This is a genomic window from Clostridium sp. D5 (assembly GCF_000190355.1).
Lineage (GTDB): Bacteria > Bacillota > Clostridia > Lachnospirales > Lachnospiraceae > Faecalicatena > Faecalicatena fissicatena_A.
Window position 1 is genome coordinate 149,632 of the sequence record NZ_GL870813.1, and the last position, 15,750, is coordinate 165,381.

The window sequence follows — 15,750 nt, forward strand, 5'->3', positions numbered from 1 at the left end:
GAGGTAGATATATGCAGGCTTTGATACAAATAGGAAATACGGTAAACAATATTATGGGAATCTTTGGGAGTACCATAATCGTACCAGTTGTGATATTCATTATCAGTATGTTTATGAGAGTGGGGGCGAAGAAATCCTTCCAGGGCGCCATCTATATGGCGGTCGGACTGACCTTGTTCAATGCAGTTCTGGGGGTGTTGATGACGGCCATTACTCCATATGTAACGGCTATGGCGGATCACGTAGGCATCCAGCTGCCTTACATAGATATCGGCTGGCAGGGCGCATCTGTCGTTGTGTATTCGAATACACTGGGCTATATTTACCTGGTGCTTGGACTTGGGCTGAACCTGCTTCTGTTTGCGCTGAAACTGGTCGATACATTTCAGCCGACAGATATATGGAACTACTATCAGTTTGTATTTTGGGCAGTCATTGTACAGTTTACGACAGGAAGTTTTGCACTGGGAGTTGCGGCAGCTGTTATGTGCAACCTGGTGGTACTTCTGATTGCGGATATTATTGCACCGTCTCTGCAGGAATTTAACGGTTATGACAACCTTACTCTGACCAGTGTTCCTTCCGGGGGAGCGCCATTTGCCATGATTGTGAGATGGATCATGTTAAAACTGAAGATTAAAACGAAACCGATCAGTGCAGAGAGACTTCAGGAAAAACTGGGGTTCTGGGGCGAACCGCTTTCCATAGGACTGGTGGTAGGGCTGCTGATTACAATCCTGGGATCTGTCACGGGGCTGGCCAATGTGAATACATGGGCCGGGATCCTGACTGCATCTATTACGATCGCCGCAGTTATGGTTATCTACCCGTCTGTTTCGGGACTGTTTGTGAAAGGGCTGATACCCCTGAGCCAGTCCATGCAGGCGCGTGCCCGTTCCGGCAATTCGAACAGAAAATATTTCCACATTGCCATGGACCCGGCAGTTTTCTTTGGAAACGGGGACAATATGGCCGCAGCCCTGATCCTGATACCAATTGTGTTTTTTATATCAATTATTATGCCGGGCAATAAGATTCTGATGCTTGCAGATATCCCGGCCATGGCATTTATGACGGCCGGACTGATCTGCGTATTCCGGGGGGACATTCTGATGACAGTGATATCCGGGGCCATATGGTTCAATGTGGCGAATGTACTGAACTCGGATGTCTGTGCCGCCTTTACGAAGGCTGCGGAATCAGCAGGAGTTGCATCACAGATGGATTCCGTCTCCAGTGCCTTTTCACAGGGACTCGGAATTGCCTCATGGACAGTGGGGACGAACCCGGTTTTATATCTGGTATACAAAGCCTTTGCGGCAGACGGTATGATGAGGGTTATAGGGATTATTATCGTTGTTGCAGTATATCTGGCCATCTATCTTTCATTCCGGAAAAACAAAAAGGTATGGTGGGTTGCGGCAGGCGCAAGCGAAGAATACCTGATGCAGAGAGGTTATATAGAATAATGTGAAAAACAAAAGCCCGCTGGAATCTGGTGAAAACTGGTTCCGTGGGCTTTGCCGGCGTAAAAATATGTGTTATAATAATTTGCATTAGTCTGAATAATTGAAGGCGGTGTGGAAAGATGGCAGACAGGTTCTTTCAGGGATACATATATCAGTTGCAAAAGAGCATATACAGGACATTTGGCGTAATTGACAACAAGGAGATCGTTTCATGCAGCAACCAGGAAATGATAGGGGTGAGAAATTCATTCAATCTTATGCAGCAGAAAAACGAGGAGAGTAAATGCTTTATTATTAAGAACTATACGTATCGCATTTTTTATGAAAACAGCTTTGTCAGGTTTGCAGTTTTTGTTGAGGGAACCGATAAAGATGCGGAGGATTATGCAACCATATTATCCGTGTGCTTTACCGGCATGAAATCCTATTTTGAAGAAAAGTACAGCCGGGATTTGTTTTATAAAGCCCTTTTTCTGGAAAATATTCTTGCCGCGGACATCTATGTGAGGGCTAAAATGCTGAAGATTCCCCCGATTATGGCACGGGCGGTATTTTTACTGAGATTTCCACATGTAGATACATCCTGGAATTTGAATATGCTGATTCACAATGTAGAAGAATCTGAAAAATATGAAGTATTTTCTATGACGGAAACGGACATAATTGTTATTGTAAAAACGAAAACAAATACATCACATGCGGAGCTGGAGGCAATCGGCGTTACATTTCAGAAGAAAGCGGCAGAGCTGTTTAAATCCTCCCCGGTCATCGGCATCGGAAGCATTGTCACAGATATCCGGCAGCTGGCAGATTCTTATAAGGAATCTCTGTATGTACTGGAGCTATTGTATCTGTTCGAGGGAAACAGGACGGTGATAGATTATAATCATCTTGGGATCAACCGGCTGATCTATCAGCTGCCGATTCCCTTATGTGAGGTTTATCTGAATGAAGTGTTTATCAAAGGCAGTTTTGATTCTCTGGAGTCGGAGACGCTGGAGACGGTAAAATGTTTTTTTGATAATAACCTCAATGTGTCTGAAACAGCAAGAAAGCTGTTTATCCACAGAAATACTCTGATGTACAGGCTGGAGAAGATCAAAAAGCTGACGGGTTTGGATGTGCGTATATTTGATCATGCAATCGTATTCAAGATTGCGATGACGATATATATCCATATAAGGTGCAAAGCTTAGGGAAATCCGTAACGGTAACTTTGGAAAAGTTATTGCAAAATCTTCCCAACTGTGGTAAGATGATCGTGGTTTATCCGCAGGAGGTGTAAGGGAATGGATATTTTAAAAATAATATTAACAATTATATTTGTAATAGATTGTATCGCACTGTCAGCGATCATCCTTCTTCAGGAAGGAAAGTCAGCAGGACTGGGAACGATCAGCGGGGCTGCTGATAGTTACTGGGGACAGAATAAGGGTCGTTCCATGGAAGGCGCTCTTGTAAAGTCCACGAAGTTCCTGGCAATTTTATTTATGGTTTTGGCACTGGTTTTGAACCTGGGTGTATTTAACTAAGAAGATAAGATGATTGAACACTCTATACAGTTATAGAGTGTTTTTTATTATCTTATGGAAAGTTAGACTATAAGATAAAAAAGCCCTTCCGGTGGGATGGGCGCTGCGGTGTAAGCTGTAGATGCTGCGATGCGACCGCCGCAGGCGCGAGTTTTGTAAGCTAAAAGCTATTCAAAAAGCTATTTTATATCAGAAAGTTCTTAAAATATAGAAAGAAGGTGAAAATATGGATCAAAGTTTTGAAAAAAGAAAGAAAGTAATTTACGATTTTATATGCGATGACATGTACGTACCGATGAAGATTAAAGAGATCGCGATTGTCCTTCAGATCCCAAAGGAACAGCGAAGCGAACTGAAGGAAGTGCTGGATTCCCTGGAGGAGGACGGCAAGATCTATGTGTCGAAAAAAGGAAAGTATACGAAGGGACAGGCCAGCCGTCTGACCGGAGTATTCCAGGCGAATGCCCGTGGATTTGGATTTGTGATACAGGAGGGCGAAGATGAGGACATCTTTATCTCCGAGGAGAATATAGGGGGTGCGTTCCAGGGCGACCAGGTGGAGTTTGTTATAACGAAAGAACCGGACAGCAGGCATGAAGCGGACGGTAAGAGGAAAGAAGGCAGAATTGTGCGTATCCTTTCCCACGGAACGACAAAGGTGGTTGGCCTGTATGAAAAATGCAAAAGCTTCGGGTTTGTGCGCCCGGACAGCCAGCGTGTTCTGAACGATATCTATATCCCGGAGGGAAAAGATAAAGGAGCCATGACCGGTCATAAGGTGGTTGTGGAGCTGACCTCCTACGGCGGACAAGATATGAAGCCGGAGGGCCGGGTGGTTGAAATTATAGGCCATATCAATGACCCGGGGACTGATATTATGTCCATCGTCAAGGGGTATGATCTGCCCGTCGAATTTCCGGAACGTGTCCTGAATCAGGCGGAACGTGTGGGAAAAGAAGTAAGCGAGGCCGATATGGCCGGCAGAATGGATCTGCGTGGCTGGCAGATGGTTACCATCGACGGAGAGGATGCAAAGGATCTGGATGATGCAGTTTCCCTGACAAAAGAGGAGGGCACTTACCGCCTTGGCGTTCATATTGCAGATGTGTCAAACTATGTTCAGGAGAAAAGTGCCCTGGATCGGGAAGCTCTAAAGCGGGGGACGAGTGTCTATCTGGCAGACAGGGTTATCCCGATGCTGCCCCATATACTGTCCAACGGGATCTGTTCCCTGAATGCCGGGGAGAACCGGCTGGCCCTCAGCTGCATTATGACAATTAACGGGGACGGAGAAGTGATCGATCATCAGATTGCAGAGACGGTGATCCGGGTGGATGAGCGCATGAGTTACACAAGCGTGGCGAAGATACTGGAGGAGCAGGAAGACTCTGCGGCAGATGCAGAGGAAAGCAGCAGGTATCGGGAACTGGTTCCGATGTTTCTTCTGATGGCAGAGCTGTCGGGCATACTGCGGGAGAAACGCAGGAAGCGCGGGTCGATTGATTTTGAATTCCCGGAATCAAAGATCGTCCTGGATGAAAATGGAAAACCAGTTGACATTAAACCTTATGACAGGAATATTGCGACTAAGATTATTGAAGACTTTATGCTGATGGCAAATGAAACGGTAGCGGAAGAGTATTTCTGGAGAGAGGTTCCTTTTCTGTACCGTACTCATGAACAGCCGGATGAAGAGAAGATCCGGAAGCTGAGCACATTTATCAATAATTTCGGTTATCATATCCATGTGGGGAACAGTGAGATCAGGCCAAAGGAAGTTCAGAAGCTTCTGGGAAAGGTAGAAGGTACGCCGCAGGAGCCGCTGATCAGCCGGCTGGCGCTGCGTTCCATGAAGCAGGCGAAGTATACGCCTGAGAATACCGGACATTTTGGGCTTGCAGCAAAGTATTATACACATTTTACGTCTCCGATCAGGCGATACCCGGATCTGCAGATCCATCGGATTATAAAAGAGAATATCCGGGGGAGAATGGATGATCTCAGGACAGAGCATTACGGAAATATTCTTCCGGAGGTGGCCAGACAGTCCAGCGAGTGTGAGCGCCGTGCAGAGGAAGCAGAGCGTGAGACCGTGAAGCTGAAAAAGGCAGAGTATATGAAGGACCGGATTGGCGAAGAGTTCGATGGCGTCATATCAGGGCTTACAAAATGGGGCGCTTATGTAGAACTGGAGAATACGATAGAAGGACTTGTCCATGTGACAAATATGCGGGATGACCATTATGATTACTGGGAAGAGCAGTATGAGCTGGTGGGTGAGCATACCCGGAAAGTATATAAACTGGGACAGAAGGTGCGGGTGAGAGTCCTGGATGTAGACCGCCTGCAGCGGACGATTGATTTTGAATTCTGCGAAGCAGAAGAGTTGTAGAGGGAGTAGCGCCATGGCAAAAACGGAAGGCAAACTGATTGCCAACAATAAAAAAGCATATCATGATTATTTTATACTGGAGAAATACGAGACAGGAATTGTCCTGCATGGGACTGAAGTGAAGTCTCTGCGTATGGGGCAGTGCAGCATTAAGGAGGCATTTATCCGAATTGAGAATGGGGAAATGTTTATTTACGGGATGCACATCAGCCCTTATGAGAAGGGGAACATATTTAATAAAGACCCTCTCAGGGTGCGGAAACTGCTTCTTCATAAAAACGAAATAAACAAGCTGTTTGGAAAGATGAAAGAAAAAGGCAACACACTTGTGCCATTGCGGGTTTACTTCAGCGGGAGCCTGGTAAAGATTGAGATCGGGCTGGCAAAAGGGAAGAAGCTTTATGATAAGCGGGATGATATCGCTAAAAAAGATCAGAAGAGAGAGGCACAGAGGGAATTTAAAATTCGGAATCTTTGATGGATGTACTTGGGAGAAGGGGGGGCGCTCCATGGCAGGGATGCCGGGAAGGTACCGGGGCTATATATGCCGCTGGAAAATGCGCGCCGTGCTGCTAACTGCTTCTAAAAAAAACGAGGCCGGATATGCGGGGGAAAACTTGATTTGGAGATCAAGTTTTCCCCCGCATATCCTGCCTCGTTTTTTAAAGAAGCAGTTAGCGCACTTTTAGCATTTTTCAGCGGCATATATAGCCCCGGGAGCTGCAGGACAATTATTGCATGAAAAAATATGACCAAACGTCATTTTTATATTGTGTTTCTGTATTGTTTTTGTTATACTTGACCTGAAATATGCAGGAGGACATTCAGATGAGGAGAGCTTTTCGGATATTTAAAAGAGATGTGGGGCGCCTTGTACATAATCGGGTGGCAATGATAGTGATGGCAGGAGTTTGTGTCCTGCCTTCTTTGTATGCCTGGTTTAATATTGCGGCGAATATGGACCCATACAGTAATACGCAGGGGATTAAGGTGGCTGTGGCTAATAATGACAGGGAGGCGGCTAATGACCTGATTAAACTGAATGCGGGAGAGAGTATTGAGGAAAACCTTAGGGAAAATGAGCAGCTGGGGTGGACATTTGTGGAGGAAGCACAGGCTGTTGAAGGGGTGAAGTCGGGAGCGTATTATGCGGCTATTGTGATACCTGAGGATTTTAGCAGCTCGCTTTTGAGTATTATTTCGGGGAGTCCCGAGAAGCCCAGGCTTGATTACTATATTAATGAGAAGAAGAACGCGATTGCCCCTAAGATTACGGACACGGGGGCAGGAACCGTGCAGCAGGAAATTAACGATACTTTTTCTTCGGTGGCGGCAGAGACCATTTCAAAACTGATCCAGACCTCTGTTACCCGGATTTCTGGTGATATGGGCAGTATGAATTCGGATGTTATGACAATGCTTTCTGATATTCAGCAGAATCTGGGGCAGTATCAGACTGTGCTGAAGAATTTTCAGGATACGGTTGGCAGCAGTTCAGGGCAGATCAGCAGTACACAGAATGTACTGGATAGTGTGAAGTCGGCAGCGGCATCGGGGGCGGAAACATTGGCGGATACTTCATCTGTGCTGAGCAGCGGCCGTGGCAGTATTGGCGAATTTTCATCTGTATTTTCCGGGAGTTTATCGGACGGGGAGAACTGGCTTAATGATATTTATGGCTCTGCGTCCAACAGCCTGAGTTCCCTTAAAAACCAGGCAGATACGGTGAACGGGGCGATCAAAGACGGAATAGATTCTGTACAGAATCTGATGGATACGAACCGCGCTATCCTGGAAAAGCTGCAGGAGATCAGCGATGGTCTGCCGGATGCTCTTTCCGAAGCCGTGTCTGTGCGGATTGCGGAGCTGCAGGCGCAGAATGAGGAGTATCAGAATCTCCTGGATTCCCTGGGCCAGAGCAATGCCAGTATAGGGAACGCAGCGGATACGGTACAGAGTACAAGAGAACAGCTGGAACAGCTGGTATCTCAGAGCAGACAGTCACTCCGGGATTACCGCAATTCCTTTGACCAGACTCTGCTGCCGCAGCTGAATCAGTCTCTGGATACTTTTTCTGCTCTGGGCGGGGAGATGTCGGCTACACTGTCCGGCATCTCTTCCTCCACGGATCAGCTCAAGGAAATCTTAGCTAGGCTGGGTACGAGCCTTGATGACAGCTCAAAAGCATTGGGCAGAACCGGAGATTCCGTGTCTTCCCTAAATGGGCAGATGGACCGGATCATGACAGACCTCCAGGCTTTGCAAAGCTCAGAGGCATACCAGGAATTCCTCTCGCTGGAGGGGCTGGACGCGGATTCTATAGCATCTTTTATGGCATCTCCGGTGAATATTCAGAGCGAAACCCTGTACAGCGTAAAGAATTACGGATCTTCCATGACTCCATTTTACACGAACCTGGCGCTCTGGGTAGGCGGAATTGTGTTGATCGCCATTTTAAAAATGGAAGTTGACAGGGGCGGCATCAGGCATTTTACCACTTCGGAAGCTTATTTCGGCAGATGGCTCCTCTTTGTGGTTATTGGGCTCATCCAGGGGCTGATTGTATGCCTGGGGGATCTGTGGCTTTTGAAGGTGCAGTGTATCCATCCGGCTGCTTTTATACTCACAGGGATGTTCTGCTCATTTGTATATGTAAATCTGATTTATGCTCTTTCAAGCGCACTGAAGCATATCGGCAAGGCGCTGTGCATTGTACTTGTAATCCTGCAGATACCGGGATCAGCGGGCACATACCCGATCGAGATGACGCCTGCGTTCTTCCAGAAGCTGCACCCCCTGCTTCCCTTTACATATGGGATCAATGCGATGAGAGAAGCAATTGCTGGGATGTATGGAAATGCCTTCTGGAGCAATCTGCTCCATCTTGCTGTGTATCTTCCGGCGGCGTTTTTGATCGGGCTGGGGCTGCGCCGGCTTTTGGTGAACCTGAATGATCTTTTTGACAGAAAACTGGGGGAGACAGACCTGATGCTCTGCGAAACCCCTCAAAAGGAGAATGAAAAGACTCCTTTCTCCCTTGTAATAAAAACGCTGCTTCGGGATCAGGCGATGCGGGAAGACATGGTTGCAAAGGCGGCAGCATTTGAGGCAGGTTACAGGAGAAGAATCAGGATAGGATTTTTAGCGATACTGATCCTTCCAGCTGTTTTTCTGATCCTGATGTTCAGCATTGAATCAAAAATAGTATTTCTTGTACTCTGGATTGTATCGATTATTGTAATTGCAGTCTATCTGATCTGCCAGGAATACATCCATGACCGTCTGAAACGTCAGATTGAACTGGGATCGCTGACACAGGAAGAACTTCTGGAAACAGTGAAAGGGAGGGATGAGTAATGAAGAACATACTGGGCATTTTCAGGCGGGATGTGATGCGGTGTTATAAAAATGTCATCGCTCTAATCGTAGTTCTGGGAATTATCGTAGTACCGGCACTGTATGCATGGTTCAATATCGCAGCAAGCTGGGATCCATATGAAAATACGGGGAAGCTGAAGGTTGCAGTGGCGAGTGCGGATGAAGGCTATGAAGGGGAGCTGGTTCCCATTACACTGAACCTGGGGAATAATGTACTTTCTGCGCTGCGGGAAAACACGCAGCTGGACTGGAATTTTACAAGCAGGGAGAAAGCGGTAGAAGGCGTGAAGTCCGGTAAATACTATGCGGCCATTGTAATTCCGGAGGATTTCAGCCGTAATCTGATGAGTCTTTTTTCAGGTACTGTTACGAACCCTGAGATTACCTACTATTCAAACGCCAAAGAAAATGCAATTGCTCCGAAAGTCACGGACAAAGGCGCCAGTGCGGTTCAAACACAGGTAAAGGAAGTTTTTATTGAAACGATTTCCGACACGGCAATATCTGCTATGCAGGCTGTTGCGGATACAGCAGATAAAGAAGGAGCAGAGTCTGTTGCAGCCACACTGATTACAAAACTTGAAAAGACGTCCTCAGATCTGACGGCTGCTGTCGGCACCATCCAGGCATTTTCCAACATGACGGTGTCTACGCAGCAGATGCTGGATACAACTTCCGGGTTTTTAAAACAGTCACAGGAGCATTCTGACAGTGGCCTGAGTTCCCTGAAAAATACAGAGAGCTCGTTTTCAGATATGCAGGGGGCTGTTTCGGGCGCAACTGAAGGAATGAATCAGGCTCTGTCTGACAGTACAGGTTTTTATAAGCAGATCGGGGAGGCAATACATGGAGGACTGGATTCCCTGTCATCAGATGCAGGCTCCACAGCGGATACGCTGGATCTACTGTCAGAAAAGATAAAAAGCATCATAGAATCCTACACAAATCTGCGGGATGCCCTGGCAGCATTAGGGAAGGAGCATCCGGAAATTGCTCCGGCAATTGGAAGTGTTGTAGGAATACTGAATGAATCGATTGCTGTCCAGCAGTCTCTGTATGATAAGCTAAGTGGTGCCGCGGAGTCGATCAGGAATAAACCGGGGGAGGCGCTTACATCCCAGAAAGAACTTGACGCTCTTCTGGAACAGAGCGCACAAAGCCTTACAGCGGTTCAGAATGAGTATGAGGAAAATGTAAAACAGAACCTGGATGGTCTGTTTACTTCTCTGGGAGAAACCAGGAGCAGCATATCCGGGCTGCTGAAACAGCTGGACGAGAGTGCTGCAGGTATCTACACCTTATCCGGTTCGGCCTCATCAGACTTATCTCAGATAAAAGATACACTGGATACTTCCGCTTCGCTCCTGGAGAAAGCGTCCTCCCGGCTTACGGAGACAGTAGGGCAGCTCAGACAGGCACAGAGCAGCGGAGACTTTCAGACACTGAAGAATATTGTGGGAGGGGACAAAGAAAGCATCAGTACATTTCTGGCTTCGCCGGTGGAGCTGGAGACGACAAAGTTGTATCCTATCCAAAATTATGGCTCTTCCATGGCACCGTTTTACTCCACTCTGGCAATCTGGGTGGGGGGGATTGTACTGGTTGCAATGCTGAAGGTAACGGTATCTTCAAACTCACTGAAAGGACTCACTCATGTAAAGAATTATCAGGTCTATTTCGGAAGATATATTATATTCCTGTTAGCGGGCCTGTTCCAAAGCGGCCTCATCTGCCTGGGCGATCTGTACTATCTGCAGATCCAGTGTGAGCATCCATTCCTGTTTCTGCTGGCGGGATGGGTCACCAGTATCGTATATGTAAATATCATATATACCTTGACCGTATCCTTCGGTGATATTGGAAAAGCAATCTGCGTTGTGCTGCTGGTTATGCAGGTAGCAGGCTCCGGCGGAACCTTCCCCATCGAAGTGGCACCGGCATTTTTCCAGGAAGTATACCCGCTCCTTCCGTTTACCCACAGCATGGCTGCCATGCGTGAGTGTATTGGAGGATTCTATGGAATGACATACTGGAGAGAGCTGGGAGCACTGGGGATCTTCCTGGCAGCATCTCTGATGCTGGGACTGGTACTGAGAAAGCCCGTTATAAAACTGAACACTGCCTTCACCGAAAAACTAGAAGAGACGCGGCTTATGTAAGCAGGATTTGGGTGGAAAGGGGACGCCTGAGAGAAACGGATGCCCTGAGGCCATCACTTTATTAGTTCCGATGCCGTACAGCGGAGTGCACGGCACGGTCTGAACAGTAACGAAAGTTCTGCGTATGCAGGGAGCGTGGATAATAATGGCGTTGTCTGTCAACATGTGTTATGGTAAACTGGTAGAAAAAGATGAAAATTAAACATTACCTCCAGGCGGAAATCCGTCTGGATACCGCTTTAAAGAAAACATATGAAATAGGAGAATGGATATGAACCCGGTAAAAGTCAGAAACATTGAGATAGGCAGCGGAATTCCTAAAATCTGTGTCCCCATAGTGGGCGTCACCAGAGAGGATATTCTAAACGCAGCGGCCGAGATTGTGCAGATCGGCGCGGATGTTGTGGAATGGCGCGCAGACTGGTATGAGGACGTTTTTAATTTTTCTGAAACAAAAAAGACGATGAAAGCGCTCCGGGAAGTACTGGGAGAAATTCCGCTTCTGTTCACCTTCCGTACATCCAAAGAGGGAGGGGAAAAATCGATCGGGACAGAGGCCTATGTGGAGCTGAATGAAAAAGCGGCAGAAACCGGATATACAGATATGGTAGACGTAGAAGCGTTTACAGGAGACGATGCAGTGAAGCAGATAGTGAAAACGGCACACGAGTGTGGTGTGAAAGTCATTGCGTCCAATCATGACTTCCAGAAAACTCCGGAAAAAGAGGAGATCGTGTTCAGACTGTGCAAGATGCAGGAGCTGGGCGCAGATATTCCAAAGATCGCTGTGATGCCCCAAAGTAAAAAGGATGTGCTGACGCTTCTGGCAGCAACGGAAGAGATGTCATCTGAACATGCAGACTGTCCGATTATTACGATGTCGATGGACAGCACAGGCGTGATCAGCCGTCTTTGTGGAGAGGTATTCGGTTCGGCCCTGACCTTCGGGGCGGCAGGAAAAGCGTCTGCGCCAGGACAGATGAAAGTAGAAGACCTGCGCACTGCTCTCAGACTGCTTCACAAAAGTTTGTAAGGTCTATTTACGGGGGCGGTACAGGCATGGTTCCCGTTTGCTATCCTAAAGTTCAAGGATCTTCCTGATCTCGGAAATATTTTCGGTAAAGACGATTCCATCCATACCCAGATCGGTGCCGCCTTTTATATTTTCTTCTTTGTCATCCAGGAAAAAACATTCTTCCGGATTCAGACGAAACGTCTGGAACAGATATTTGTAGATATCCGGTTCCGGTTTCATCATCCGGATCGGTGCGGAATATACCATTCCGTCAAATTCACGTGTAATCTCGTAATGACTGACATGATCTGCGAAGAACGTGGAAGCGTTTGAAAGGATGTAGAGAGAAAAGCCTTTCTTTTTCAGTTCCCGTACCAGATCCCACGTCTTCTCCAGTGGAGTAAGGTGAAGGCACCATTCGCGGGCGAGTTGCCGGATATTGGGCCTCAGGCGTTCCGGAACCAGGGTGGCGGCGTGGGCCATGTACTCTTCATAATCGATGGTACCGCGGTCCAGTTCGTCCCAGTTGTAAAAGATCGCCCGTTTTATCAGAGCAGAATCCTCCGGGGTAGAACAGAAGCGGCCGATCACCTGCTGTTCGCCAAACTTTACAAGTACATTTCCAAAGTCAAAGATAATATTTTTATATTTCATAAAGCGCATCCTTTCCGTGTTTGTCTTATTCCACTTTACTATAAATAATAAAAAATGTACATAGATATATGGAGCGCCAGGGGATGGGAAAAGACAGGTACTAATCGACTGGTTTTATATTTTATCTATGCTATACTGTAGTTAATTCAGAAGAGAAGAGGTGAAAGTATGGTAGATAGTGAAAAGCTGGATTTTATATTATCTAATATGGTAATGCGTGAAGACCTGGTTGATGTAGTAAGGCGTGATGACCTGGCGAATGTAGTGATGTGTGATGATCTTATCGACCTGGCAACCAAGGATGACTTATCAAAAGTAGCAATGAAGACAGATCTGTCTGCTTTGGCGACGAAAGCCGAACTGAATGAGATGGAGAGCAATCTTCTGACCGAAATTGATACTGTGCAGGAAAAAGCAAATAATCGATTTACCCGTCTGGAAAAACGTCTTGAATCTCTGGAGAATACGGTCAGTACAATTAAGCTGGACAGTAGTACAGTTAAAGTTCTAGTTAATTCGGTAGTTGATCTGTCGGATCGTGTGGGGGTTCTAGAAGCAAAAATATCTTAGCTGGTAATAATGGCAGGTGGTTTTTTCATGGCACAAGTGAGGAATATAAAAATCCTGAAAGCCTTTAAAAATGGGGAACTGACGATTATTCGCCGTTCCCCGTAATAGTGGACCTGGCGGGAATCGAACCCGCGTCCAAAAACCTATCCCATGTACTTCTACTATCATAGTCAGTTCTTTATCATTCCCTCTGCCGTACGGGAACTAACACCCTTACGGTTTCAGTAGCTTCATGATACGACTATTAGCTCAAAGCTTTGCTAATATCGTTTCCCGCATAGTCGGTGCCAGATTCCCAGGGTGCGGGTGCCCCGGGGCTGACATGCAGCATTTAGGCTGCAGCTAATTCGAAATTATCGTTAGCGTTTAAATTTAAGTTTGCGATTTGACGCATCAGCCTGCGGATAGCTTCTCCATCTTCAAGATCCCTGTCGAAACCAGTACAAGCCCCTGAATTAGATGTGCACGGAATAAAGAGGTTATCTGTACTCCGCTGCATATCTATTCTATAAAAAAGAATCTGTAAAGTCAAGGCATTCAGAAAAGTTTACATTTATTTCAATTTTTTGCGCTTTATATGTCCAGTCTGAAAGACTGCTGCTATTGTGCAGATACCACAGTATATCGCCAGATATTTGGCGGCCTGGACCAGGGGATATGCCCCTGCGCTGTAAAAGTAGATAAACGGCTGCTGTTCCTGTGAAAACCAGCTGCTGAAAAAGACAACGCCAAAAACCAGCACAAATGAGCTGAGCAGAAATCCTGTTATAACCAGCCACAAGTCCGCCTGTTTTATCCTCTTCCTGTGCAGGAGTCTGTAAAGCAGATATATTGAAAATATAATATAGCTCAATGCCGCTGCTATATTTACAGGCAGAGCGAGGGCTGTATAAAGTCGTGATATAATATTTCCGGTTTTGACTGCAAAAGCGCCGGAGTCTTTTACCGGATCCTCATAATATACATGCCGGGCATCAATACTGGCAGCGCACGTGTCATCTGTAAAGCTTTGCGGGAGCATTTTTTTCTGGAATTTTCCATTCAAGTAAATCTTTATAAATACTTCCTGATTCTGAGGAATCTCATTTAGCTCAATGGAGAAACGGCATTTTTTCGCATTTTCACGATTCGGGTAAGCCTGTGAGACGTCACTGCTTTCATTAAAATAGATCGCTGAGAGAACCTGATCTTTGTCATCAACCAGTTCGGCAGTCAGTTTATCTTCATTATTGAAAGCAAAGATCCAGCCGTTTACGGTATATTTGCTGGAGGGTTCATGCAAGGCGTTGGTGCCGAATATCACCTCACAATTGCGGATCTTATCAGAATCTCCAAGTGCGTATGGCTCCTCTTTGAGCCCGGAAAGTTTATAATTCCCGATTCCATAGGCAATCTTAACAGATTTCTTAATCAAAGGTGGAATATCGGAAAGAGAGATCCCCTTTGACTGGCTGGTAAAGTGAATGGAATCATCTTCTTTCAGGGTTTTGTTTTGAAAAGCAGATTCCAGTTCCTGGTTGACCTGCTTATAAAACTGGTTTGTTGACACGGCATCCTTATAATAACCGGCATCCTGGATTCCATTGCGCAGCGCCCAGGCAATGATATCCCCGTTGATTTCGGCTCCATTTGCCCACGAACTACAGCTGGCTGTTATTTGTTCCTGAACTGAGGCAAGCGCAGGGCTGGCATCAATTGCTTTCTGCAACTGGGCCTTAGAAACCCAGCACTCGTCGGGGGCTTTTGTGTCTTCAATTTTATACAGATGTGACATCATTTTGCCGAATTCAGTGCCTGTCCTGTCATTGGTGGTAAAAATACCGTAATGCAGGTAATTCAATCCGCTGATCATAACCGTGGCAGAAGCTAAAAAAACGAAGGGCAACAGAAGCAGTATGGCTTTTTTTATCAGCATACGCATACCGCAGCGCTGTTTAAAAAGCTCCAGTAATGTGAGGAAAATAATAACAGCCAGGGCCGGCAGGATCCAGATAGAGTCCTCGCGTATATACCAGAAAAAGGCAAGGCTGATTCCTGCACCCAGAGACCAGGGAATCCATCTGCAAAGCGGTTCATTCCTCCGGAAATACATACCGATCATACAGCCAAGTACGATTAGAACGACATAAGGTACAATAGCCATGCGATAGGCTCGCTGAGAAATATATGCGGAAAAACCGGCGGGGGAATAGATAAGAAACAGATAGAGGATTCCCTGCGCATAGCGGTTTTTCATTTTTGGAGCGATTGATCGTGAAAATAGAACAGCAGACCCCGTGTTAAGCAGGGCCAGTCCCGTTGTATAGGGCAGCGACAATAGATTACAGAGACACAGGAAAAGCGGATATGAGATTCCTTTCACCAAAGTAAGGTTATTGTAGTCTCCCAGCCATTCGCCTGTGAGCAGATGACGGGCATAATCAAAAAGCAGCTGATCGTCATAGACTTCATTACAGCGAAAACGAAGCGGAATTTTATTGGCTAAAATAATTCTTAATACTGATAAGAACACTAACAGAATAATAAATAAATTTCTTGTATTCCATAACGTTTTTGTATGTGATTTTGTTTTCGGACTCAT

Annotated in this window: 11 protein-coding genes and 1 other RNA gene; 9 read left to right on the top strand and 3 right to left on the bottom strand. The window is 46.3% G+C overall.

Annotated elements, in window-relative coordinates; all coding sequences use genetic code 11:
* Nucleotides 1-11: 11 nt before the first annotated feature.
* From HMPREF0240_RS12515 to aroD, 8 genes are all read left to right on the top strand, one after another.
* On the top strand, nucleotides 12-1,469 hold the full coding sequence (locus HMPREF0240_RS12515) for a PTS transporter subunit IIC (RefSeq protein ID WP_035313323.1): 1,458 nt from the start codon (nucleotides 12-14) through the stop codon (nucleotides 1,467-1,469).
* Nucleotides 1,470-1,588: 119 nt separating this feature from the next.
* On the top strand, nucleotides 1,589-2,665 hold the full coding sequence (locus tag HMPREF0240_RS12520) for a helix-turn-helix domain-containing protein (protein WP_009003783.1): 1,077 nt from the start codon (nucleotides 1,589-1,591) through the stop codon (nucleotides 2,663-2,665).
* A gap of 93 nt (nucleotides 2,666-2,758) precedes the next feature.
* Nucleotides 2,759-3,001, top strand: a complete 243-nt coding sequence (gene secG, locus HMPREF0240_RS12525) for a preprotein translocase subunit SecG (RefSeq protein WP_009003784.1) — start codon at nucleotides 2,759-2,761, stop codon at nucleotides 2,999-3,001.
* A 226-nt stretch (nucleotides 3,002-3,227) separates the two neighbouring features.
* The gene (gene rnr / locus HMPREF0240_RS12530; protein WP_009003786.1) at nucleotides 3,228-5,393 is read left to right on the top strand and encodes a ribonuclease R; all 2,166 of its coding nucleotides are present in this window, start codon (nucleotides 3,228-3,230) and stop codon (nucleotides 5,391-5,393) included.
* A 13-nt stretch (nucleotides 5,394-5,406) separates the two neighbouring features.
* The gene (smpB, locus tag HMPREF0240_RS12535) at nucleotides 5,407-5,871 is read left to right on the top strand and encodes an SsrA-binding protein SmpB (RefSeq protein ID WP_009003787.1); all 465 of its coding nucleotides are present in this window, start codon (nucleotides 5,407-5,409) and stop codon (nucleotides 5,869-5,871) included.
* 350 nt (nucleotides 5,872-6,221) lie between these two features.
* Complete coding sequence (locus HMPREF0240_RS12545) at nucleotides 6,222-8,750, top strand: YhgE/Pip domain-containing protein (RefSeq protein WP_035313327.1); 2,529 nt, start codon at nucleotides 6,222-6,224, stop codon at nucleotides 8,748-8,750.
* The gene (locus tag HMPREF0240_RS12550; RefSeq protein WP_009003789.1) at nucleotides 8,750-10,930 is read left to right on the top strand and encodes a YhgE/Pip domain-containing protein; all 2,181 of its coding nucleotides are present in this window, start codon (nucleotides 8,750-8,752) and stop codon (nucleotides 10,928-10,930) included. The genes HMPREF0240_RS12545 and HMPREF0240_RS12550 overlap by 1 nt, the downstream gene beginning before the upstream one ends.
* Nucleotides 10,931-11,201: 271 nt before the next feature.
* Nucleotides 11,202-11,963: a type I 3-dehydroquinate dehydratase gene (aroD, locus tag HMPREF0240_RS12555; RefSeq protein ID WP_035313329.1), complete on the top strand. Its 762-nt coding sequence runs from the start codon at nucleotides 11,202-11,204 to the stop codon at nucleotides 11,961-11,963.
* 45 nt (nucleotides 11,964-12,008) lie between these two features.
* Here the strand turns inward: aroD and HMPREF0240_RS12560 are convergent, their stop codons facing one another.
* Entirely contained in the window at nucleotides 12,009-12,599 is a 591-nt protein-coding gene (locus HMPREF0240_RS12560; protein WP_035313330.1) for an HAD family phosphatase, read from the bottom strand.
* Between the two features lie 168 nt (nucleotides 12,600-12,767).
* Here HMPREF0240_RS12560 and HMPREF0240_RS23475 point away from each other — a divergent pair, with 168 nt between their 5' ends.
* Nucleotides 12,768-13,169 (top strand): hypothetical protein, encoded by a 402-nt coding sequence (locus HMPREF0240_RS23475; RefSeq protein ID WP_009003792.1) that lies wholly within the window; start codon nucleotides 12,768-12,770, stop codon nucleotides 13,167-13,169.
* Nucleotides 13,170-13,274: 105 nt separating this feature from the next.
* On the opposite strand, the gene ssrA is transcribed toward HMPREF0240_RS23475, so the two are convergent.
* Nucleotides 13,275-13,619: a transfer-messenger RNA gene (ssrA, locus tag HMPREF0240_RS23980) on the bottom strand.
* Nucleotides 13,620-13,722: 103 nt separating this feature from the next.
* Complete coding sequence (locus HMPREF0240_RS12570; protein ID WP_035313332.1) at nucleotides 13,723-15,750, bottom strand: hypothetical protein; 2,028 nt, start codon at nucleotides 15,748-15,750, stop codon at nucleotides 13,723-13,725.

What these genes read in the sequence shown, in the direction of transcription:
- HMPREF0240_RS12550 (WP_009003789.1), top strand. Translation starts at nt 8,750, where the DNA reads ATGAAGAACATACTGGGCATTTTCAGGCGGGATGTGATGCGGTGTTAT.
- rnr (WP_009003786.1), top strand. Translation starts at nt 3,228, where the DNA reads ATGGATCAAAGTTTTGAAAAAAGAAAGAAAGTAATTTACGATTTTATA.
- HMPREF0240_RS12520 (WP_009003783.1), top strand. Translation starts at nt 1,589, where the DNA reads ATGGCAGACAGGTTCTTTCAGGGATACATATATCAGTTGCAAAAGAGC.
- smpB (WP_009003787.1), top strand. Translation starts at nt 5,407, where the DNA reads ATGGCAAAAACGGAAGGCAAACTGATTGCCAACAATAAAAAAGCATAT.
- aroD (WP_035313329.1), top strand. Translation starts at nt 11,202, where the DNA reads ATGAACCCGGTAAAAGTCAGAAACATTGAGATAGGCAGCGGAATTCCT.
- HMPREF0240_RS12570 (WP_035313332.1), bottom strand. Translation starts at nt 15,750, where the DNA reads ATGAGTCCGAAAACAAAATCACATACAAAAACGTTATGGAATACAAGA.
- HMPREF0240_RS12560 (WP_035313330.1), bottom strand. Translation starts at nt 12,599, where the DNA reads ATGAAATATAAAAATATTATCTTTGACTTTGGAAATGTACTTGTAAAG.
- HMPREF0240_RS12545 (WP_035313327.1), top strand. Translation starts at nt 6,222, where the DNA reads ATGAGGAGAGCTTTTCGGATATTTAAAAGAGATGTGGGGCGCCTTGTA.
- HMPREF0240_RS23475 (WP_009003792.1), top strand. Translation starts at nt 12,768, where the DNA reads ATGGTAGATAGTGAAAAGCTGGATTTTATATTATCTAATATGGTAATG.
- HMPREF0240_RS12515 (WP_035313323.1), top strand. Translation starts at nt 12, where the DNA reads ATGCAGGCTTTGATACAAATAGGAAATACGGTAAACAATATTATGGGA.
- secG (WP_009003784.1), top strand. Translation starts at nt 2,759, where the DNA reads ATGGATATTTTAAAAATAATATTAACAATTATATTTGTAATAGATTGT.